Source organism: Candidatus Clostridium helianthi (genome assembly GCF_045310795.1).
GTDB lineage: Bacteria > Bacillota > Clostridia > Clostridiales > Clostridiaceae > Clostridium > Clostridium helianthi.
The window spans coordinates 1-23,978 of the sequence record NZ_JBJIAB010000060.1 but is presented as its reverse complement, the minus strand read 5'-3'; the positions used below and the strand labels follow the sequence as shown (position 1 = coordinate 23,978).

The 23,978-nt window shown below is 30.1% G+C and carries 15 protein-coding genes and 1 pseudogene; 14 read left to right on the top strand and 2 right to left on the bottom strand.

The annotated features are described in order from the left end of the window. Window positions 1–132 precede the first annotated feature (132 nt). A complete protein-coding gene (locus ACJDTP_RS25970; RefSeq protein ID WP_406762844.1) occupies window positions 133–756 on the bottom strand; it encodes a TetR/AcrR family transcriptional regulator in 624 nt (207 codons plus the stop codon). A 451-nt stretch (window positions 757–1,207) separates the two neighbouring features. On the opposite strand from ACJDTP_RS25970, the gene ACJDTP_RS25965 reads away from it, so the two are divergent. From ACJDTP_RS25965 to ACJDTP_RS25945, 5 genes are all read left to right on the top strand, one after another. Beyond that, a complete protein-coding gene (locus ACJDTP_RS25965) occupies window positions 1,208–1,660 on the top strand; it encodes a MarR family winged helix-turn-helix transcriptional regulator (protein WP_406762843.1) in 453 nt (150 codons plus the stop codon). 330 nt (window positions 1,661–1,990) lie between these two features. Beyond that, a complete protein-coding gene (locus ACJDTP_RS25960) occupies window positions 1,991–3,706 on the top strand; it encodes an ABC transporter ATP-binding protein (protein ID WP_406762842.1) in 1,716 nt (571 codons plus the stop codon). Continuing rightward, window positions 3,703–5,511 carry an ABC transporter ATP-binding protein gene (locus tag ACJDTP_RS25955; RefSeq protein ID WP_023975672.1) on the top strand — a complete coding sequence of 603 codons (1,809 nt, stop codon included), beginning with the start codon at window positions 3,703–3,705 and terminating at the stop codon, window positions 5,509–5,511. Before ACJDTP_RS25960 ends, ACJDTP_RS25955 begins: the two co-directional genes overlap by 4 nt. 192 nt (window positions 5,512–5,703) lie before the next feature. Next, window positions 5,704–8,247: a PEP/pyruvate-binding domain-containing protein gene (locus tag ACJDTP_RS25950; RefSeq protein ID WP_406762841.1), complete on the top strand. Its 2,544-nt coding sequence runs from the start codon at window positions 5,704–5,706 to the stop codon at window positions 8,245–8,247. Window positions 8,248–8,758: 511 nt separating this feature from the next. After that, window positions 8,759–9,493, top strand: coding sequence for an MBL fold metallo-hydrolase (locus ACJDTP_RS25945; protein ID WP_406762840.1), 735 nt, complete (start codon window positions 8,759–8,761; stop codon window positions 9,491–9,493). A 402-nt stretch (window positions 9,494–9,895) separates the two neighbouring features. On the opposite strand, the gene ACJDTP_RS25940 is transcribed toward ACJDTP_RS25945, so the two are convergent. Then, entirely contained in the window at window positions 9,896–10,492 is a 597-nt protein-coding gene (locus tag ACJDTP_RS25940; RefSeq protein WP_078117197.1) for a TetR/AcrR family transcriptional regulator, read from the bottom strand. Window positions 10,493–10,957: 465 nt separating this feature from the next. Here ACJDTP_RS25940 and ACJDTP_RS25935 point away from each other — a divergent pair, with 465 nt between their 5' ends. From ACJDTP_RS25935 to ACJDTP_RS25895, 9 genes and pseudogenes are all read left to right on the top strand, one after another. Then, the gene (locus tag ACJDTP_RS25935) at window positions 10,958–11,935 is read left to right on the top strand and encodes an alpha/beta fold hydrolase (protein WP_406762839.1); all 978 of its coding nucleotides are present in this window, start codon (window positions 10,958–10,960) and stop codon (window positions 11,933–11,935) included. A gap of 323 nt (window positions 11,936–12,258) precedes the next feature. Continuing rightward, window positions 12,259–13,026, top strand: a complete 768-nt coding sequence (locus ACJDTP_RS25930) for an ABC transporter ATP-binding protein (protein WP_406762838.1) — start codon at window positions 12,259–12,261, stop codon at window positions 13,024–13,026. Continuing rightward, the gene (locus ACJDTP_RS25925) at window positions 13,016–15,007 is read left to right on the top strand and encodes an FtsX-like permease family protein (RefSeq protein ID WP_406762846.1); all 1,992 of its coding nucleotides are present in this window, start codon (window positions 13,016–13,018) and stop codon (window positions 15,005–15,007) included. The genes ACJDTP_RS25930 and ACJDTP_RS25925 overlap by 11 nt, the downstream gene beginning before the upstream one ends. A gap of 26 nt (window positions 15,008–15,033) precedes the next feature. After that, on the top strand, window positions 15,034–17,289 hold the full coding sequence (locus ACJDTP_RS25920) for a M1 family aminopeptidase (protein WP_406762837.1): 2,256 nt from the start codon (window positions 15,034–15,036) through the stop codon (window positions 17,287–17,289). Between the two features lie 221 nt (window positions 17,290–17,510). Next, on the top strand, window positions 17,511–19,499 hold the full coding sequence (locus tag ACJDTP_RS25915) for an FtsX-like permease family protein (protein ID WP_406762845.1): 1,989 nt from the start codon (window positions 17,511–17,513) through the stop codon (window positions 19,497–19,499). 30 nt (window positions 19,500–19,529) lie between these two features. After that, complete coding sequence (locus ACJDTP_RS25910; RefSeq protein WP_406762836.1) at window positions 19,530–20,393, top strand: ABC transporter ATP-binding protein; 864 nt, start codon at window positions 19,530–19,532, stop codon at window positions 20,391–20,393. 2 nt (window positions 20,394–20,395) lie between these two features. Next, the gene (locus tag ACJDTP_RS25905; RefSeq protein ID WP_406762835.1) at window positions 20,396–22,594 is read left to right on the top strand and encodes a M1 family aminopeptidase; all 2,199 of its coding nucleotides are present in this window, start codon (window positions 20,396–20,398) and stop codon (window positions 22,592–22,594) included. Further along, window positions 22,584–23,297, top strand: coding sequence for a hypothetical protein (locus ACJDTP_RS25900; protein WP_406762834.1), 714 nt, complete (start codon window positions 22,584–22,586; stop codon window positions 23,295–23,297). Before ACJDTP_RS25905 ends, ACJDTP_RS25900 begins: the two co-directional genes overlap by 11 nt. 126 nt (window positions 23,298–23,423) lie before the next feature. Next, a pseudogene (locus ACJDTP_RS25895) lies at window positions 23,424–23,900 on the top strand (response regulator); the annotation flags it as partial. Window positions 23,901–23,978: the final 78 nt, after the last annotated feature.

The following is a 23,978-nucleotide window of genomic DNA, read 5'->3' as shown; positions in this document are numbered from 1 at the left end:
CGCTTAATTTTATTCCAATTTCTGTAACCGTTCGTGTTTTGAAACGGTTTGTTTGCCATACTCTTTTTCCAAAAACTATTTTTTTTAAAATTAACTTGACTATTATTAGCTGGTCTTTTTAAAACTCAATACTTATTTATAAAAACAACTTTTAAGCATTTCTGTATAAGCTTCTGCTTCAATAAAAGCCTTATCATAATTAATTTGTTTTGAAGATGATAACTTTGCTTCTTCCAGAACTTTTGCATTAAATCCTTGAAAGGACCATATAACAACGTTTATTGCCTTTTCTATATCTATGCCATCTCTAAATTTAGATAAATCTATACCATCAAATACTCTTTTTGAAGCGTTTTCTAATTCGTCCTTATTTATCACATTTAAATCATTTTCTATATCACTTGATTTTTCAATATTTGCAACTTCAATAAATTTAAGCATTTTAGGATATTTATTCAATAATTCTGCTTTAATCAAATGGATTTGACGTAACCTAACGAAAAAATCTCTTTCGTTTAAATCAATCTTTTTGTAAAATTCAGTCAGGCTAACATCTATGCAATAATCATATAAAAATAAAAATAATTGCTTCTTATTTTTGAAGTAGTGAAATAATAACCCTTTAGATATACCAGCCTCTTTAACAATATCATTTGTAGAGGCATTCTCATAACCTTTCTCAGCAAATTCATTTATTGCTGCATTTAAAATACGATTTTGTTTTTCTGAATCTAAATTTAAAAACTTCGATACCACAGTATTACCTTCTTTCAGATTTATGTAAGATTAATAAAGAATTTTACATAAATATTTGTTCTATTAAGTCATGCTCATTACTTCAATGAAATATTAGTATTGTAATTTAAGTAGTAAAAAAATAATTCTTTTTATTATTTAAGAGGATTATAACCCTATTGACCAATGCGGTCAATAAATAAATTTAATACTTAAAAGTAAAAAATTGTATTATTACTTAATCATATAATCAATAACTGGGAGAATTTGAAAAGATTCAGCGATGTTGTGAGAAAAGTAAGTTATATTGGTTAGATTTCTTTCACTTCCTAAAAGTTTATAATTTGTTATAGGATTAAAATAAAAAAATGGTGGATTTTGAATATTGAAACTTAAAGTTATTGACAATTAGATATATTATGTATATATTAATAAGTAGAGGTCTACCTATTTGAGGCGAGGAGGATAAATAATGAAGAATAGAGAATGGGAATACCCATATGACTTATTTATAAAGAGCATTGCTCAAAAGATGAGATATACAAATGACGAAAAATTAAAGGAATATGATCTGACTTCACCTCAAGCTTTATTGTTGGAGCTTATCGAAAGGGAAATAAGACACGGAAAAGAGATAACTCGCAAGAATTTAGAGAGTGTTATGAATTTGAAAGGGTCATCTATAACGAACCTTTTAAATGGATTAGATAGAAAAGGATGCATCATACGTAGTGCTGGGATATCAGATGGGCGTACTTTTCAAATTCAAGTTACTCCAAAAGGAAGAAATATATTAACAGAGATGGAAAAGGTTTTTGAAGAAACTGAAGAACTGTTATTAAAAGGCATGTCACAAGAGGAGAAAAAAGTTTTTTTGGATCTGCTTATTAGAGCTTATAAAAACTTATATGGAAAGTTCGATTAATAATAAAAAGCGTATTGTTGCTTTTTATTTAAATATATATGTAGAAGTCTACGTATATTTAAATAAATTTTTTTGAAGGGAAGATTAATTAAAAAATTGATTATTTATGCATAAAGCAGAGGCTAGAAATAATAAATAAAGGAATACTAAATGCTTTTTTTATTTAACAATATAAGTAGAAGTCTATATATATTATGTTAAATACATTTTTGAAGTAGTTTAATTATTAAAAATTCAAGGGATGTATTAAGCAAAGACATTTCATTAAGTCCTAAAGAATTTCACCCAAAGCGAGTTTTGATTTTACTGAATTAATTGGAGGTTATATTTATGATTAGAATTATAAAAAGATTGCCGGCAGATAAAGTGGTTGTTGCAATTATGTTTTTATTGTTACAGATTTCAGGTGCGATTTATCTGCCTTATATGACAGCGAACATTGTAAATGAGGGTATTGTAAATGGAGATATATATTACATTTGCCAGCAAGGAATATTTATGATTGGTATTACGATAATGAGCTTAATTGGACAAGTTTTGAATACCTATATATCAGCAAAAATATCATACAATATGAGCAGTAAGCTTCGTAAGGATATTTATAATAAGGCACTTACTTTTTCTAAAAGAGAGTACGACAAATTTGGAGCAGCATCATTGATTACTCGTAATATCAATGATGTAACACAAGTACAAAGCTTAGTTGAAATGGGGCTTAAGTTTCTGATTATAGCTCCTTTATATTTGCTAGGCGGAATAGTAATGACTTATCGGCTAAGCCCCAAATTATCATTAATTTTTATTGGGGTTATACCTTTTCTAGCTATTGGCACCATTGTTATATATAGGTTTGCAAATCCCCTTTATGAAAAAATGCAAAAATTGCTTGATAGATTAAATCTTCTTTTTAGAGAAGGACTTACAGGTGTAAAAGTTATTAGAGCTTTTGGCAGGGAAGAAGAAGATTATAAAAAGTATAATGCCATAAATCAGAATTATACAAAGACAGCTATTAAGGCAGGGACAATTATGAGTGTTTTCACACCATTTATTACTGTGCTTCTTAATTTAACAACTATAATTATAATTTGGATTGGCTCTAGATCAATCGCTTCTGGAACTATGGAAATTGGGACAACAATGGCAGCAATATCATATTCGACTCAGATTTTAATTGGATTTACAATACTCGCGAGTGTTATATTAGCTATTCCAAGGGGAAAGATTTCAATTGAGCGCATTAATGAGATTTTAGATATGAATCTAAGTATAATAGAATCTTCTAAAACTGAGGTATCAAAGAATAGGTATTTGCAGTTTGAAAAAGTTGATTTTAGCTATCCTGGTGCAGAGAAAAAAGCTTTAGAAGATATTAGTTTTAAGGTTAAAGAGGGAGAAACTTTAGCTATTATTGGGAGTACTGGTGATGGAAAAACATCTCTCATAAATCTTATTATAAGACTTTATGACATAGAGAGTGGATACATAAAAATTGGTGATGTAGATATTAGGAAAATCAAAAAATCGGAACTTAATCATATGGTAAGCTTAGTGCCACAAAAATCAACACTGTTTATGGGATCTATACGAGACAATATGCTAATTGCAAAGCCTGACGCTACTGATGAAGAAATATGGGAAGCTTTAGATTTAGCATGTGCTACAGAATTTGTATCCAATCTTAATGGTGGATTGGACAGTATGGTAGAAAAAGCCGGAGGTAATTTTTCAGGAGGACAAAAGCAGAGAATTTGTATTGCTAGAGGTTTGCTTAAGGATGCGAATATATATATTTTTGATGATTCATTTTCAGCGCTGGACTTTAAGACCGATAGGATTATACGTGAGTCAATACAAAATAAGCTTTCAAAAGCTATCACTGTGATAGTTGCACAAAGAGTCAGTGCTGTTATGAATGCTGATTTGATAGCAGTATTAGATAATGGAAAACTAGTAGGACTTGGTACACATGAAGAGCTTAAAAAATCTAATAATGTTTATAAAGAAATAATTGACTCACAGATGTATAAGGAGGGGATCGCATGAATATAAGCAAAAAAGAAACTGATAGAAAGATAAATGTTATAGCAAAACCACAAGATTTATGGTTAACCATAAAAAAAATTCTGCAATGCATGAAAAAAAGCAGTTTATTAATTGTACTTACTATAGTGATTGCTATAGGAGGAACTGTTATGCAGGTTATAAGTCCAAAGCTACTTGGAAAGGCTACAACTTTAGTTTTTTACGGAATAAAAACAAAGGCAGGAATTGATTTTAATAGACTTATATTAATTCTACTTAGTGTGGCTGTCATGTATTTAGGGGTGTTTATATCATCATTCTTACAAGAGAGAATTATGACTGTAGTAGCACAAAAAACAACTTATGCGCTTCGCAGCCAGTTAAAAGCAAAAATGAATAGAGTAGAAGTTACATTCTTTGATGTAAATTCTAATGGAAATCTCATGTCAGTAGCTGCAAATGATATAGATAATATTATGACTAATCTACAGCAAAGTCTGACGCAGCTTATTTCAACAATTATTACTGTTATAGGTGCACTGCTTTTTATGATTACTATAAGTCCATTACTTACAATAATAGTTTTCATAATGATTCCAATAACCCTAATAATTACAAAGCTGTTTACTCCTAAAACACAGAAATATAACAAAGAGTACTTGAAAAGCATGGGAGAATTAAATAGCTTGGTTGAAGAAAGCTACCAAGGTTTTTCTGTTATTAAGAGTTTTAATTGGGAAAACGATGCATTGCAAAAGTTTGAGAGCATAAATGAAAAAATGTATGATTCAGGCTGGAAGGCAAGATTTTCTGGAGGCATGATGATGCCATGTATGATGCTCATGCAGAATATTATTTATGTACTAATTGCAGCAACAGGTGCAGTTAAAGTAGTAGGAGGTTCAATTCTAATTGGTGATATGCAGGCTTTTTTACAATATTCTCAGCAATTCACTTCTCCCATAGCTAAACTTTCCATGACTTGGGCTAATCTTCTTTCAGCTATAGCCTCTGCTGAGAGGGTGTTTAATATTTTAGATACTGAAGAAATAAAAGAATATGAATCGGAGTTTCCAAACAAAGAATTTGAAACTGCTAAAGTTGCTTTTGAAAATGTTAAATTTGGGTATACAGATAAACCATTAATGACTAATTTCAGCATGAATGTTAATGAGGGGCAAATGGTAGCTATTGTAGGACATACTGGTGCGGGAAAATCCACATTAATAAATTTATTAGAGCGGTTTTATGAGATACAAGGAGGCAGCATTCGAATTGATGGCATTGATGTTCGTAATTTGGATATTGGTAAATTAAGAAAAAACATCGGAATGGTACTACAAGATACGTGGCTATTTTCAGGCACAATCTTTGAAAATATAAAATATGGTAATGAAAATGCTACCAAAGAACAAGTATATGCTGCAGCAAAAGCAGCTTATGCTCATGAATTCATTCAGAAATTACCTTATGGTTATAACACGGTTTTGAATGAAGATGCAGAGAACATTTCACAAGGGCAGAGGCAGCTTATTACAATTGCCAGAGCGTTTGTAGCTAATCCAGATATTTTAGTACTCGATGAAGCGACTTCTAATGTTGACAGCCGTACAGAGCTTATTATTCAAAAAGCCATGAAAAGACTATTAAAAAATAGAACAAGCTTTGTGGTAGCGCATCGTTTATCGACTATATATGATGCTGATTCTATCGTGGTTATGGAAAAGGGAGATATTGCTGAAACAGGAACCCATAAAGAGTTATTATCAAGGGCCGGAGCTTATGCAGATATTTATAATAGTCAATTTGCTGGGAGTTTAGCCTAGAAGTATATATATGTTAATAGTAAGAAAATTCATAGGAGTTATAAACGTCAAGTGAGAGGATTCAAAAGTTAGATAAAATAACTGATTTTTAAGAATATATTATAGCTAATATTTAGGTGAAAAAAGTAGATTTTAACAAAATGAAAGAATATTAGATGAAATATTAAATTCATTAAGATAGGAGAAATAGTTATGTCAAATTATATAAAAAAATTAAAAGAATTAAATAAAGATTCATTGCTTGAAGCAGGAGGAAAAGGAGCTAACCTCGGAATATTAATAAATGCTGGACTTCCTGTACCACCTGGATTTGTGGTTACAACAAGTGCATATGATGCTCATCTTGAAAGATCTGGCCTTAAAGAGAGAATAACAAAAAGGCTTGAAAAGATTAAGGGGCAAGATATTAATGAAATATTAGAGGCAAGTAAAGATATATCATCATGGATTGAAGAAGCTCAAATGCCTATTGAGATTCAGAAGGAACTAAACATAGCTTTTGACAGTTTGTATAAAAAAATGGGAGTAGGTGAAAAGATGTCAGTTTCAGTACGATCAAGTGCAACGGCTGAAGATTTACCAACGGCTTCATTTGCAGGCCAGCATGAGACTTATCTTGGTATCTATGGAAAAGAAAATGTCATTAAACATGTAAAAAAATGCTGGGCAAGTCTTTGGTCATCGCAGGCAATAAATTATAGAATAAGTATGAATTTTGAGCATCTTAAGGTGGATCTTGCAGTTGTAGTTCAGGCAATGATAGATTCAGAGGCGGCTGGAGTGATGTTTACTGCAAATCCTGTAAATGGAAAGAGAGATGAAATATTAATAAGTGCAGGCTATGGACTTGGAGAAGCAGTTGTTAGTGGTTTGATAACTCCGGATTCATTTGTTCTAAGCAAAAAGGGAGATATAAAAGAAAAGAATCTTGGATCTAAGGAGATTAATATTAAATTAACTAAAAGAGGAATTGTTACAGAAAAAGTACCTGATTCCAAGAGAAAATCTTATTGTCTAGAATCAAATGAACTTAAGCAGCTTACAAAACTAGCAGAGCTTGTTGAAAAACATTATGGTAGTCCTCAAGATACAGAATGGGCTCTTTCTGAAGGCAAGATATATTTACTCCAAGCAAGACCAATTACAACAATGGAAGCCGAGAGTGAGGATTTTAATATACTTGGATCTGAGGATAAAATAATTTATCAAGGCAAAAAGGCAGATTTTGGTCTTCAAAGTGTAATGGAACATAGTGCATATCCACATACTCCTTTGGATTTTGCATGTTTTACTCATTTTTATCAGGGTATATATACTTCTTTCTCCGAAACAGGCTTTAAGATGCCCAAGGAGAAGAATATACCTATAGAAAGAGAAAGTGGATGCGTGGCCTTAAGTTATCAGGCACCATCAATATCTCCAGCTATAATTTGGAAGGGTCCTAAATCACTAATTAATAGTTTATTTAAAGATACAAATATTCTATGGCAGGATTTTTCAAGAGAAGCTAATGAGTGGATTAAGAGGATGGATACTGCGAAAAAGAATACAAATGATGCAGAGAAGCTTATAAAATTTATTAAACAGGGGATGAAAGAATACGAAAATTTTGTTTATAAAAGATTTTCTTTAATTGGTATGCCTGGTGGGATTACTGAGTATAAGTTCAATAAACTTATAAAAAAAGCTGTAGGAAAGGAAAAATTTGAAGAGGTTAAAGAAAATCTTCTTAGAGCTTTGCCTTTTAGGACTGCACTTCAGAACAAAGAAATGATAAAGATAGCACAAACAGCAGCCATAAACGGAAAGGGTAGCCAAGCTTTCGAGGATGCAATTGATAATTTCTTGAAAGAATATGGAGATAGGCCTTCTATAGGTGCGGGACGTATGATATCACCTTCTACATGGAGTGAAAAACCTGAAATGATAAATGAAATTATTGATGCATTATTATGTGATACATCTATATTAGATTCGGAAGAAAGTTTTAAGAAGCAGGAAGAAGCTTATAAAGTTGCAAAAGACTTAGTAAAGAAAGGGTTAAAATGTGATGATTATAAAAAGTTTACGAAAGTTCTAGAGAAAATAAGAAATATGGTAATAATAAGAGAGGAAAGTGTATTTTACTTAGAAAAAATAGCAGGTTGTTTGCATAGAATGGCTTTAAAGCTAGGAAGCCTTTTAGTTAAGAAAGATTATATTAATGATGCAGAAGATGTATTTTTCATTTTTCTTGAGGAACTTAATTCTGTGGCAGAAGGTAAGTTAAACATAGAAGAAAAATTAAATAAAAGAAAGAAAGCTTTTGATAAGGTTTATGAGGCTCATGAAAAAGGTGTGCATTGGTTGGTAGCAACAGGGTCAATTCCAGTATTTGAGCTAAAGGAAAAAATTAAACAAGATAAGAACGATGCTTCTAATTCAATTAAAGGAAGTGCTGCAAGTCGTGGAGTATATGAAGGACAAGTATGTATAGTAAGAAATCCTTCTGAATTTAAAAAATTAAAAAAAGGAGATATACTCGTATCGCCATATACATCTCCAATTTGGACACCTCTTTTTAAGGTTGCATCTGCAGCTGTTACTGAAATAGGAAGCCCAACTTCCCATGCAGCAATTGTAGCTAGAGAGTATGGTATACCTGCTGTTGTGGCTATTGATAATGCAACAAGTATATTAAAGGATGGACAAAGAATAAGAGTAGATGGAACAAATGGAGTAATAACATTATTATAAGTAAGTGTGAAAATATGAATGATAATATAAGAAAGAATTAATTTTATGAAAAGAATTTAATGGATGATTGCTGATGAAGTTAAGATGTTTGTATAATGTTATCTTATCAGTAATAGTTTAACAATCAAAACATTGACAGTAAAAATTCAGCGTGATACCATTGTAATTGAATGATTTATAAAAAGGAGACTTAAAGAGATGATTTTAGTTGTTCTTAACTAAGCTATTAAAATTAAATAGTTTGAGATGCTTTGAAGTTCTACCATAAAGCTTTAACTAAGTGAGCATTTTAAGAACAATATCTTCTACTAAGCTCTTTTATAAAAAATAAAATAACTTTAGATATACATATATTTAGAAGTACTTATTTTGATTAAGCTAAAGTATATGTTTTATATTAGATTAAATTTAACTATAATAAAAGATCTTTAAATAAATGAACTCTCCATAGATGATATTGTTTGTCTATATGGGGAGTTTTAATTTTGTATAAAGAAAGGTGGGACTTTTTATGGAATTTACAAAGGTTACAGAAAAGGTTTATTATCTAATTAATGACGGAGAAACTGACAGACCAGTGCTTGGATATATTAAAGGAGATAAATATTCTTTAATGGTGGATGCAGGAAATTCAAAAAATCATGTAGAGAAATTTAATAGTTGTATAGAAAAATTGAATTTAAGATTGCCTGATTATGTTGCAATCACTCATTGGCATTGGGATCATACTTATGGGATGCATGCAGTTACAGGAAAAACTATAGCATGTGAAATAACTAATGAGCAATTAAATGTTATGTCTAAGTGGCAATGGACAGATGAAGCAATGAAAAATCGTCTCTTGACTGGAGAAGATATTGAATTTGCAGATACTAATATTCGTAAAGAATACGAAGGACTTCAAGGTATAAAAGTTGTACCAGCTGATATAGTCTTTAAAAATGACTTAGAAATAGATTTAGGAGGATTAACAGTTATTTTAAAAAATGTTATTTCACCTCATTCTAAAGATTCAGTAATAGTTTATGTACCTGAAGAAAAAGTAGTATTTATAGGAGATGCTTATAGTATGAACTATTATAATAATTGTGAATATGATCCGTTTAAATTAGAGTGTTTTATAAATGTATTAAAGGATTTAGAGTTTGACATTTGTTTTCCAGGACACTCATCACCTATAAATAAAACTGAGATCATTGAATATTTAAATTCACAGCATAAGAAAATCAATGCAGATAATAAATAGCTATTTATTATTTGAATAATTAATCTCTGCTTAGAATCTTCAGCGATATTTTCATAACTTTTCGAAACAAAATATTTATGATTTCGGTAATTTACCACATATAAGTCTAGTTTTAAAGTTCGATATCTATAATATTCTTTACAATAAATATTGTGAAGAATAAATATTCTAAACCATATATATTCTGAAGAATATATATTCTAATATTCTTCAGAATATGCTTGAATAATGCGGGGTTAAAGGCTGTGAACGTAAATAAACCATATGTTTTTATGTGATTTAAGAGAGAAAATCTATGGCTATATTTAGTAGAGAAGAATTTTAATGAGTGTTCGTAAGAATATTAAATAGACTCTTAGGAGGAATTCATATGTGAGTTAAATAAATTTAGATTAGTTAAATTTAATCTAATGCTGATGTTAGCCAAGAAGTCATGAAAGAAAGAATTTCATCAGCTAATGCAGAAATTGCAGAAGCATCTTTCAAGTTACCTTTACTATGCCAACGTTTTGTAGCGCAATATATACCGCTGCTCATCATAACAGTAATCAATTCTAATTTTTCTTTTTCATTCTTTGAACAAGTTCTAGTATTGTTGAGCATATTTTGTACTATATCTTGCAATTTAAGCTGAACTCTCATATCAATTAACATATTGGCAGATTTATATAATCTTATATAGCTAGTGCCGACAGTCTTATGATAATCACACATAATAAAAATTAGATCACGCAAAGTTTTCTCATTTAACTGTGCATCAGTACTAATCCTGCTGGATACAATTGTCATGAATTTATCTGATATAAAAGAATCTAATAAATCATATTTATCTTTAAAATGAGCATAAAAGGTTGCTCGGTTTACGTTAGCTCTTTCTGAAATATCCTTCACGGTTATATTTTCAAAGGGGCTTTTATTAGCTAATGAAAGAAATGCATCTTGAATGAGTTTACGAGATTTAATTATGCGTTTATCATTTATTTGAGATTTTTGTATCATACCTGCTGCTCCTTTCTAAATATATATTCTATAAAAATATTAATTTATAGAAGTTTGTCTTAAACTATCAGACACTACAAGCCATGTGCACTTATGAGGAATGAATTATACTATTTAGAATTTATATAGTGTGGATATTTTAAGTAAGCTCCTAAATTATAATTTTAATTGAGTACTTGGTTTAGTGCATAGATAACACAATCATAAATTATATTATTCATTTCGGTGAGCTATACGCATAAGTATAGACTATATTTGATTTATTATTGCAATATAAATATTTTTTAATAAATACTTGTTATTAATATTTTTTCTTAATAATCGACATTTCATGATTTCTGTTGGTTGAATAGCTAATTTTAGTACATTATAATAATAGCATGCATAAATCGCTACAACAACACGTGTTTAATAATTTGACGATTAAGCTGCTATTTACAATTATGTATATGAGGAGAAAGTAAAATGAGTGAATTAAAACATAGAATTATTGAAACAAATGGTATAAAAATGCATATAGCTGAGCAAGGAAAAGGGCCTCTTGTATTATTACTTCATGGATTCCCTGAAATATGGTACTCATGGAGAAATCAGATACCTGTTTTGGCTGAAGAAGGTTACCACGTAGTAGCGCCAGATTTAAGAGGATATGGAGATACAGAAAAACCAGAAAATATTGATCAATACACTCTGCTTCATTTAGTTGGAGATATAGTTGGATTGTTGGATGCATTAAATGAAGAAACAGCAGTAATAGTAGGAAATGATTGGGGAGCAACAATTGCATGGAATGCAGCATTATTAAGGCCAGATAAATTCAAGGGCGTTATAGCTTTAACAGTTCCAATGATGCCTCAACCACCAATTCCACCAACCACTGTTTTCCCACAAACTAGTAAGGAGCTATTTTATACTTTATATTTTCAAACACCAGGTGTGGCAGAAAAAGAATTCGAGAAAGATGCACGATCTACAGTTCATAACTTGCTGTATTCAGCTTCTGGAGATGCAGGACCACGTAAAGGTAATGATGGAACTCCAAATCCATTTAGTATGGTATCAAGAGAGAAGGGATTACTTTCATCATTACCAATGCCTAAAATGACTTCTTGGCTTAAAGAAAAAGACTTAGAGGTTTATGTAGAAGCATTTGCGAAAACAGGCTTTAGTGGTGGATTAAATTATTACCGTAATTTAGATAAAAATAGAGAATTATTAAGTTGTTTTAATGGATTAAAAGTAACAATTCCTGCATTATTCATAGTAGGTACTCGTGATGTTGGCTTAAGTATTCCAGGAATGGATCAAATAATTTCTGAAATGAAGAGTATTGTTCCAAACATCCGTCAAACTATATTTCTTGAAGATTGCGGACACTGGGCTCAGCAAGAAAAACCAAAAGAGGTTAGTGCAGAGATACTTTCATTTCTTAAAAGTTTATAATATATTATAGAAATTAAAATAAAAACTTGTGGGCTTTGAAGTCATCACTTCAGTGTCCATCATAAAACACATGAAAATGATATGCTCACTTTATAGGAGATAGTTAAAATAATAAAACTGTTTCTATAAAGGGGGCATTTTATTTTTCAAGTTTTAATTATCCAATTATATCAACATAACAAAAATGTAATATTAATGAAATGTAGTTAAATTGATGAAGTAGTTATAATCATATAGAATAGTTAACATAGAGCCAAGTTAAGTATATTGATTATAGATATATATCCAAAGCAAAGGTTTAAGAAAAAAAGGGAGAATTATAGATGAAAAATATATTGAATGTAGAAAGAATCGAGAAATATTATGGCAATAAGGGGAATTTAACAAAGGCAATAGATAATATAAGCTTTAAGGTAGATGAGGGAGAGTTTGTTGGAATAATGGGACCTTCAGGAAGTGGCAAAACTACACTTCTTAATTGTATATCAACTATTGATAGTATTACCGCAGGAAAGATATTGATAAATGGTAGTGACATTACCAGGCTAAAATCAAAAGAATTAGATAAGTTTAGGCAAAATGAGTTGGGATTTATATTTCAAGATTTTAACTTATTAGATACACTTACAGCTTATGAGAATATTGCTTTAGCCTTAACAATAAAGGGAGAGGACACCTATAAAATAGATAAAGAAATACAAGAGGTGGCAGAGCATTTAGAAATAGGACAAGTGCTTAATAAATATCCTTATGAGATGTCTGGAGGGCAAAAGCAAAGAGTTGCTTCAGCAAGAGCAATTGTAACTAATCCATCTTTAGTTCTTGCTGATGAACCAACAGGGGCACTAGATTCTAAGTCAGCTAGGCTGCTACTTGAAAGGTTTGAAAACTTAAATGATAATTTGAAAACTACAATACTTATGGTTACTCACGATTCTTTTACAGCAAGTTATGCTCATAGAATACTCTTTATTAAGGATGGTAGAATTTTCAATGAGCTCATAAGAGGTAAAGATACAAGAAAGGAATTTTTTAATAAAATCATAGAAGTTATATCTCTTCTTGGAGGTGATGATAATGATGTATTTTAAGCTGGCCTTTGGCAATATAAAAAAGAGTTATAAGGATTATACTATATACTTTTTAACATTAATATTAGCAGTATGCATATTTTATAGTTTTAATTCTATAGATTCACAAAAGGCGCTTTTTGATATAAAGTCTTCAAATGCAAACTACATAGAGAAACTAACAGATATTATGTCTTATTTTTCAATGTTTGTATCAGTAATACTAGGAAGTTTAATCTTGTATGCTAATAATTTTCTAATAAAAAAGCGTAAAAAAGAATTAGGGATATATATGACTTTAGGAATGGGAAAGAGAAAAATATCTAAGATTTTAGTAACAGAAAGTTTTATGGTTGGTGCTATCTCTTTAGTTGCAGGCCTTATGTTAGGAATAGCAGCCTCACAGGTCTTATCTACTCTTATCTTAAAGCTGTTCGATGTTTCTATGAACGAATATAGGTTTACAGTTTCTATAAATGCTATAGGAAAGACTATATTATATTTTGGAATAATGTTTTTACTTGTAATGATTTTTAATGTATTTGTTGTTTCTAAGTACAAAATAATAGACTTACTTGCGGCAGATAGAAAAAATGAAAAAATGAGATTTAAAAATCCATTTATATATTTGGCAGTATTTGCATTAAGTATAGTATCTCTTGCAGCTGTCTATAAATTTCTATTAAAGATAGGTATAGATACGTGGAATCCAATGTTTACACCTTCATTAGTCATTGGTGTTATGAGCACAGTATTATTCTTCTTTAGTTTATCTGGAGTTATATTATATTTTTTAAATAGAAATAAGAAGGTATATTTCAAGGGATTAAATATATTCGTTATAAAGCAGGTAAATAGCAAGTTTAATACACATTTTCTATCAATATCAATAATATGTTTAATGCTGTTTACTACAATACTTGTATTATCTACAGGAATAGGTCTTAAGAAAAATTATGAAGCAGGCCTTGAAAAAATAACACCTTTTGATGCTAGTGTAGTCATATATCCTCAGGGTGAAAATATTTCTTTAGATGAGGTGTTTAATAAAATTGATTTCAAATTGAGTGAAAATGAAAAATACATAACTTATGATGAATACTCGGCATCAGTAGAACTTAAGGATTTATTTAAAGATGAAGATGAGGCTTTTAAAGGCTATACAGCAAGCTTTGTAAAAATATCTGATTACAATAAAATATTAAAACTAAAAGGTGAAAAAGAAGTTAATTTAAATAGTTGTGAGGTTTTAATCTTATCAAATCATAACAAATTAGCTTATCCAATTAATGAAAAATTAAAGCATAGCAATAAAGTCAATATTGAAGGAAAAGAGTATCTAGCGAAAAATCACAAGGCTCTACAAGAAAATCTTGAAACTTCTACAATGGCAGAAAATTATTGCGTTATAGTAATAAATGATGAGTTTTTGCCAGATAGTAAGGTTTATAAATCAGTACTTGATGTAATGTATACTGATGAAAATAGAGAAGAAAACAATGAAAGATACCAAGAAATTTATAATAATTCTTTGATTGGTGGGAAGTACGAAAGTATGGATGTCCCCCATATGGATGCCTATTCAAAGGATGGCATTTATTCTAGGGAAAAGAGTTCTTCAACTTCTGAATTATTTCTTGGCTTGTATTTAGGTATGGTATTTTTAATATCAAGTATGGCTGTATTAGCACTTCAGCAATTATCAGAAGCCAGTGACAGTATAGGAAGATATAAAGCTTTAAAGAGAATTGGTGCAAATAAGAAAATGATAAATAAAACTATATTTCTTCAAACCTTGATATATTTCAGTCTTCCAGTAATTCTTGCATTAGTTCATTCAATTGTTGGCATTATTGTGATTAACAAGGAGATAAGTAATTTTAATCAAATAGATATTAGATTTTCAGCGTTAATGACGGCTTTAATATTTGGGGTAGTATATGCAGGGTATTTCTATACAACATATACAGGGTATAAAAATATTGTAAGAAATAACATATAAGAACTAGGTAAAGAGGTGAATTAACAATGAAATTTCTTTCATATTTAGATGTAGAATTAAAACGCATTTTCCATTCAAAAATTGTTTATTTAACAATGCTATTAACCATATTTAGCCCAATGGCTGGCTATAAGTTGTACAATGATAGTATGTTGGACGAAACGATAACAGGTCACTTTATCGGAAATCCAACTGTTGCTGGCGCTCTAATTGGAGGAATTTTATTTGCTATGTTGACTTTTCTTAAGTTTGATCAAGGACGTAAGTATAAAACTGAGATATTATTGAGCAGCATTGTATCTCCATTAGCTCTAAATGCAGTAAAATTAATTGCTGTAGAAGTATCTGCAATTATTGCTGTTTCTATTGAAGCTGTATTTTATTATCCATATACGGTTATGAAAATGGGAAGAGTTTTTGATGGATATACGTATTGGAATAGTTTCTTTCTTTTAATTCTCCCATCTGTGATGTTGTCAATTTTAGCAGCTTCAGCTTTGTATCAGATTTTTCAAAGAGTAGATCTTAGCGCTGCTGTATTTATTGTACTTGTCTTACCTAATTTATTTCAACGTGTTCCTATTGGTAATATTATGCGTTGGATAAAGCCTGCAGTTCCAGAACTTTCAGATTATTTCAGCAATACAGAAGTATTTCGCTTAATGGAGCATAATAGATTATTTTGGTTTTTAATGTTTGGAGGAGTATGGTTAATTTCGATATTAGGTATACGTATCTATGGTAAAGGATTATTTACCTCTATATTTCATAATTCAAAAAGAATAATTTATATTCCTCTAATTGCTGTGGTAATGATAAGTGAAGCAGGCTATGCCTTTGTAAATCAACCAGATGTTTATATATTATCACAAAATCAAATTTCTGAAGTGTTTGAAGCATTTAATGATAATTCAGAAGATAATCATTATAGGATCAACAAAGAGCTCCAATTACTAAACAGTGACTTTAAGATTTCATTTGATGGAAGTAAGGGGAGTCTTTCAGCAAATGCTGTGTATTCTTTTAATAATCTAAGTGATAGTGAGCAGGAGTGTAAATTGAAGCTTAACCCAGGATACATTATTAGAGTAGTAAAAATAAATGATAAGGTTGTTCCTTTAAAAAAATTGGACACCATAGAAGCTAATGCTGAGTTTATTATGCCTGTTGGGAAAAGTATTAATGTAACTATGGAATACGAAGGAAAGCCTAAGATTTTTTATATGGTAAGTGATGATATTCTAGATACAACTATTAGTGATAAGTATATAGATTTAAGCAGTAAAGAAATTATTCCTGAAATGCTGGTTACAGATAGCAAAGAAAATTCAAATATTAAAGCTGAGCTTACCATGCCTTCAGGTATTATGCCAATAATTAACCCATGTCAGATGGAGGAGAATGGCAAAGAAATTGCTAATATTACAGGTGATACTACCAAGTTAATCTCAGAAGAGGGTGATAAAAAAACTTGGCTTGTTAAGCTTAAAGGGACTCGTTTTGATTTAATGGCAGGGGATTATGTTATGAAGCAGCTAGGAAGTAAAGAAATGCCAGTGCAATTTTATTATAACAGTAAACATGGTGATAATATGAAAAAAATGAATGCTGAAAAGATAATGAAATATACTATAGATTATTGTACTAAGCATTATGGTAAGCTGAAAAAAGTTTCTGAAAATAATCCATTAAAAGTAGTAGAGAAAACAGCGTTATTTTCAGGAGGCTTAGGAATGCCTAATTATAGTACAATGACAGAAAACTGCTTTAGTGATGAGAATTTAAGTAATACATCAAAGGGATCTTCAGGGGCTGAAGTATTAGCTCATGAACTTGCTCATCAATGGTTTGGAGTGGAGACTGTTGGATGGCATGGTAATAATGAAAACTGGTCTGCTGAAGGACTTGCAGTATATACTACCTATCGGATTGCTAAGGAAAACTACGGAGAAGAATATGCTCAAAAAAACTATGTAGACAAGTGGAAGATACACACGAAGGATAGTGAAAAAAACTTCTATTATAGAAATCCAGAATATTTGAATTTATTGTCAGAAAGATATATTGAAAAGGTTAAGGGAGAGAATAGAAGCGTATGTTTATATTCAAAGCTTCCACTTCAAATTTTAAAGGCATCTGAGCTTGTTGGTGGTGAAGATAAAATGGATGAAATTTTAGCTAAATTATATGAAAATAGCTCAAAAGAAAAAATCTCATGGCAGGACTTTTTAGATGCATGCAATCTTAAAGAGGAGGATTTAAATCTTGATCAAATTATTTAAATATGAATTTAAAAGACTTATTACAAATAAATTTTTTACGGAATTAGCACTGTTTGTACTAATATAACAAAAATGTAATGTTAATGAAATATAGTTAAATTGATGAAAGAAATAGCTTCATATAAAATAAGTTACATGAGATGAAATTAAAAAATACTGATTAGCTAAGGATAAAAATAAAATCATAGAAGTGATATGCCTTTTGGGAGGTGGTGATAATGATGTATTTTAAGCTAGCTTATGACAATATAAAAAAGAGTTATAAAGATTATACTATATATTTCTTAACATTAATATTAGCTGTCTGCATATTTTATAGTTTTAATTCAATAGATTCACAAAAGGCACTTTTTGATATGGAATCACCGACTGCAAATTATATGGATAAGTTAATTGAGACAATATCTGCTATATCAATGTTTGTATCTGTTGTATTAGGCAGTTTAATATTATATGCAAATAATTTTTTAATAAAGAAACGTAAAAAAGAATTAGGTATATATATGACTTTAGGCATGGGAAAAAGAAAAATATCTAGAATTTTAGTGACAGAAACCTTTATGGTGGAAGGAATATCTTTAATTACTGGTCTTATATTAGGAATAGTAACATCACAAGTTTTATCTACTTTTATATTAAAGTTGTTTGATGATTCAATGGATGGATATAGATTTATAGTTTCAATAAGTGCTATAGGTAAGACTATATTATGTTTTGGAATAATGTTTTTACTTGTAATTATATTTAATATATTTGTCATTTCTAAATACAAAATAATTGATTTATTGGCAGCAGATAAAAGAAATGAAAATATGAAATTTAAAAATCCATTTATATATTTAACATCATTTATATTAAGTGTGGCATCACTAACATTTACATATAAAACTTTTTTAGGGATGAATTTATATTTGTGGGATTCTATTATCATACCAGCATTAGTCTTTCTAATAGTAGGCACAGTACTATTCTTCTTTAGTTTATCTGGAATCATATTATATATAGTAAGTAATAATAGAAAGGCATACTTTAAGGGAGTAAATATATTTATAGTAAAACAAATATATAGCAAAATTAATACAAATTTTATATCAATGTCAGTAATATGCTTAATGTTATTTATTACAATACTTGCATTAACTACAGGAATAGGTCTTAAGAAAGGTTATGAAGCAGGATTTGTAAAACTAGCACCTTTTGATGCCAGTGTGATTTTATATACCAATGATGAAATTAATAATGTAGAAGATGCGCTTAATAAGATTAATTTTAAAAAATATGGAAATGAAAAATATGCAATTTACAATGAATATGTTCCAATTATAGATTTCAGAGATTTATTTGGAACTGAAGATAAAGCCTTTGAAATGTTTGGTGGAAGTTTTGTAAAAATATCTGAGTATAATGAAATATTAAAATTAAAAGGGGAGAAAGAAGTAAATTTAAATAAGGATGAGGTATTGATTTTATCAAACTTAAATAAATTAGTTGGACCAATTAATGCAAAGTTAAAAAGTAGTAATAAAGTTAAGATTAAAGGTGAAGAATTTACTGTTAAAAATCAGGAAGTTATACGAGGAAATCTTGAAGATTTTAATGTTACAAATAATGAGTGCACAATAGTCATAAATGATGAGTTTCTATCAGGCTATAAAGTTTCTAAATCAGTACTTAATGTAATGTATACAGATGAAAACAGAGAAGAAAACAATAAAAAGTACGATAAGATCCAGAAAAATTATAGATCTGGAGAGTACGAAAGTTTAAATCTTCCAATCATAGATGCTTATTCTAAGGACGATATTTATTCTATGGCAAAGAGATCATCAACAGGAGCATTGTTTATTCGCTTATATTTAGGTGCGGTATTGTTAATAACCAGCATGGCTATATTGTCTCTTAAGCAGCTATCAGAAGTCAGTGATAGTATGGAAAGGTATAGAGCATTAAAAAGGATTGGGGTAAATAAGAACATGATAAATAAAACAATATTTATTCAAACCTTGATATATTTCAGCCTTCCTATGATCTTAGCATTAATTCATTCCATTGTTGGGATTACGGTAGTTAATAAAGAAATTAACTCTTATGGTCAAATGAATATTAGATTTTCAACATTAATTACAGCTTTGATATTTCTTGTAGTTTATATAGCTTATTTTTATATAACGTATACAAGCTATAGAGATATAGTAAAAAATAATATTTAAATAAAGAAGGAAAGAAAGGATAAGAAGAATATGAAAATCTCAATTAAAAATTTAAATATGGATTATAAAGGTGGTAAAAGAGCCTTAAAGGAGGTTTCACTTGAAATGGGAAGTCCAAGCCTTATTGGACTTCTAGGACCAAATGGAGCAGGAAAATCAACTCTTATGAAATTGCTTGTAGGAGGCCTAATACAAACTAGTGGTGAGATTCTTATGGATGATATGCCAATACTTAAGGATGAAAAAAAGTTAAAAGGAAGCCTAGGATATCTACCACAAGCTTTTGGACTGTATGATGAACTTACAGTATGGCAGTTTCTAGATTACATGGCAGCCCTTAAAGGAATTAAAAATAGTAAGAAGATTATTGAAGAAGTCATTGAGAAAACAAATCTTAAAGAGAAACGTAAAGCACGTATTTCTACTTTATCAGGAGGTCAAAGGCAGCGTGTAGGAATTGCACAAGCTCTTCTGGGAAATCCGAAATTATTAATTTTTGATGAGCCAACTGTTGGACTAGATCCTGAGGAACGAATTAACTTTCGAAATCTATTTTCCAAAATGGCACAGGATAAGATAGTTTTATTATCTACACATATAATTGAAGATGTACAATCGGTGTGTGATAAACTGATTGTTATTAATCATGGGCAAATTTTGTTTACTGGAACTCCAGAAGAATTAATTGCCTTGGCTCACAATCATGTTGGAGTTTTTGAAGAAAAGATGGGGGAAAGCTCAAAGGAAGAATATAAGGTGACAGCAAGAGTTAACACAGTGCGTGGTATTGCCTGCAGGATTGTAGGGGAAACACTTCCAGCATTTGCAGAGACTGTAGAGCCTACCCTTGAGGATGCATATATGTATCTTATCATGGGAAAAGAGGCGATGTAATCATGAAATTCATTTCCTATTTAAGAGTGGAATTAAGTCGTATTTTTCACTCAAAGATTGTTTATCTAATTATGGTATTAACTATGATATGTCCACTAGCAGGATATAAATTGTATAAACCAGCAGATGCTTCAACTTTATTTGGTGATTTGATTGCAAATCCAGTGATGGCAGGAGCAATAGGTGGTGGAATATTATTTGCGATGTTAACTTTACTGGAATTTGATAGAGTAAAAAAATATAAAACTGAAGCATTAAACAATAGCATTGTCTCACCATTAACCTCAAATATAGTCAGATTACTTGCCTTAGGAATAACAGCTATTGTTACTGTTTTTATTACAGCAGTATTTTATTTTCCGTATACATTCAACAAACTTGGGAATATTTTTGATACTTATACGTATTGTAATAGCTTCTTTCTTTTGATGTTACCTTCAGTTTTATTATCAATTGTATTAGTTTCTGCACTTTATCAAATTTTCTGTCGTATGGATATCAGTATGATTTTATTTTTTATATTTTCGGTGCTAGGTATTTGGAGATTGTTTGAATCGAAAAATATTCTTGAATTATTGGGAGATAATAATATTCTTCATTGGATGGAGCCGAGCGTTATAGCACTTTCAGATTATTTTGGGAATGAAGTGGTATTTCGCTTGATGAAGCAAAATCGTTTGTTTTGGTTTTTAGTATTTGGAGGTTTTTGGATCATAGGAGTATTATGTGTTCGTCGTTATGGTAAAGGTTTATTTGGATCAATAATTTATAATTCAAGGAAAGTTTATATTCCCATATTGGCTATTATGTTAATCAGCGGCAGCTGCTATGCTTATTTAAATCAACCATTTGTTTATAAAGAATATGGAGAGGATGCATCAGATGAAATAAATGAAAAACTTCAGTTATCAAATACTGATTTTGAAGTATCCTTTGATGAAAGTAAAGGAAGTCTTTCAGGAAAGGCTACTTATTCTCTTGGAAATTTGAGTGGAAGTGAACAGGAATGCAGGCTCACCATGATGAATGGGTATACTTTTCAGCATGTTATGGCAAATGGAAAAGAGCTTAAATTTGAATCTTTAAATGATTATAGAGGCAGTATTAAATTTAAAGTACCTGATGAAAAAGAAATAAACCTTGAGATAGAATATCAAGGTGTCCCCAAAATTAATCAAGAGCTGAGTGATTTTGCTTATGAAACTGATATTAGTGAGAAATATATTGATTTGCATAGTAGCTATATCTTTCCAATAATAAGAGTAAAGAGGAATGAAGATAATTGTAAAATTACAGGTCAGGTTACTATGTCTTCTGAACTTATGCCAGTTGTAGATTGTAAGAAAAAAGATAAAGATGGTAATTTGATAGCAAATCCGATTGGCTCCACTGTAGAATTGCTTTCTGAAAAAGAGAATAATAAAACTTGGCTTATAAAAGCTGATGGGGATGGTGTAGACTTTAAAGCTGGTAATTATGTCGTGAAGGAGTTAGGAAATCAGGATATGCCTGTACAATTGTACTATAGCAGAACAATTGAAGATAAGATGCAGAAGATGGATGCTGAAGAAGTTATGAAGGATACGATTAAATATTGTTCCAATCATTATGGTAAGTTGTATAATGTGTCTAGAAATAATCCACTAAAAATACTACAAGGAACTGTATTTTATGGCGGTGGACTAGCACAGCCCAATATAAGTATTATGGATGAAACTTGTTTTAGTGATAAAAATTTAGCTGATAAATTAAAGGGAACAGAAAGTGCGGAAATACTGGCTCATGAAATTAGTCATCAGTGGTTTGGTGTAAAATGTGGAGGTTCAGGTGAAGGTCTCGCAGTATATACAACCTATCGAATTGCAAAGGAAAAGTATGGTGAAGAATATGCACAAAAAAACTATGTAGATCAGTGGAAGAAGCATATTAAGGAGAAGAGTGATAATTTTTATATTAGACACCCAGAATATTTAGATGTATTGCCAGAAAAATATGCTGAGGCAGTTGTTGACAATAGAGCCGTAAATCAATATTCAAAAATGCCTCTTCAAATTCTGAAAGCCAGTGAATTAGTTGGTGGCGAAAATAAAATAGATGAAATTTTATATAAGCTATATGCTAAGACAGAAACACAAAGGATTTCATGGCAGGACTTTTTAGATGCATGTAATCTTAAAGAGGAGGATTTAAATGTTGATTAAATTATTAAAATATGAACTAAAAAGACTTATTATAAATAAATTTTTTTTAGGACTTCTTATAATTTCAGCTATATATAGCTATGAAGTTATGACAAGTGATATTATCCTTGGAGTGGCAAACACTGCGCCATTTTCAGGCTGGAGCTATGGAGAATATTTTGCTAAAGTGCTGCCAATTTTACTTGTTACCTTATTATTTTTTATCTCATTTCTTTATTCAAAACAGGAAAAAAATGTACAAGATTTGACGAATGCAACTCCTATTGATCAATTTAAGTTTCAGATGCTACGCTTTGGTACTATTATTATAGGATTTGTTTTGATTTCTATGATACCAATCTTATATAGTGTGTGGTTTTATAGTGTGAATTTTCACTTCTTAAGCTTTGGCGGTCTTGTTATGCCAGCATTTATAACGCTTGTTCCATCAATGCTGTTTGTGTTTGGCATAGGAAGTCTTGGAGGACGATATCATCAAGGATTAATTTTTGGATTAATGGTAGTAGTATTGCTTATAAATTATGTTCCGCTACCATACGAAGTTGATTTATTTGGAGGAAATTTCTTTGAACAATACCCTATGTCTCTTAGCGTAGTAGAACCGGCATTCTTAATACCTATAAGTGTAGTAATTGGGAAATTTATATTTGGATTAACTGGACTCTTGATGATAATTTTATCTGCAACTACAAAGAAAAGATGAAGGTATTATAATGATACTGAGTAAAATTGTGGTAAAATGTAGTATTTAGTTTTATAATAATTATTAAGGTTATTAAGTTTTGGATTTCAAAATTTAATAACCTTATATTTGTAGTAGGGGGATATGATGAGGAAAATTATTATTATTGAAGATGATGAAGTTATAAGGGAGGAATTGCAAAGTTTCTTAGAGAGATATGGATATGAAGTGAAGGCTCCTTTAGATATGGATAACATAATAAATTATATTAAAAGTGAGAACGCTGAACTTATATTGCTAGATATTAATTTGCCTATGTATGATGGTTATTATATATTTAGGGAAATACGCAAGACTTCGGAGGTTCCAATTATAATAGTTACAAGTAGAGATAGTGAAGTAGATGAACTGATGAGCATGAATTTAGGGGCAGATGACTTTATTACAAAACCTTATAATACAGAAATACTACTTGCAAGGATAACTAATATTTTAAAAAGGACTTATGTAAATATAAAGACTAGTAGTATATTAAGCTACAGAGATTTTAATTTAAATCTTTCAAATGCAACGATTATTTATAAAGATAATTCTCTAGAGTTAACTAAAAATGAAGTTAAAATACATATGTTGCAAATTGGTTTCTACATTCGGACGCATAGCCTGTCTATTGTCTGAGTAGGAACCATATTTATAGATTTA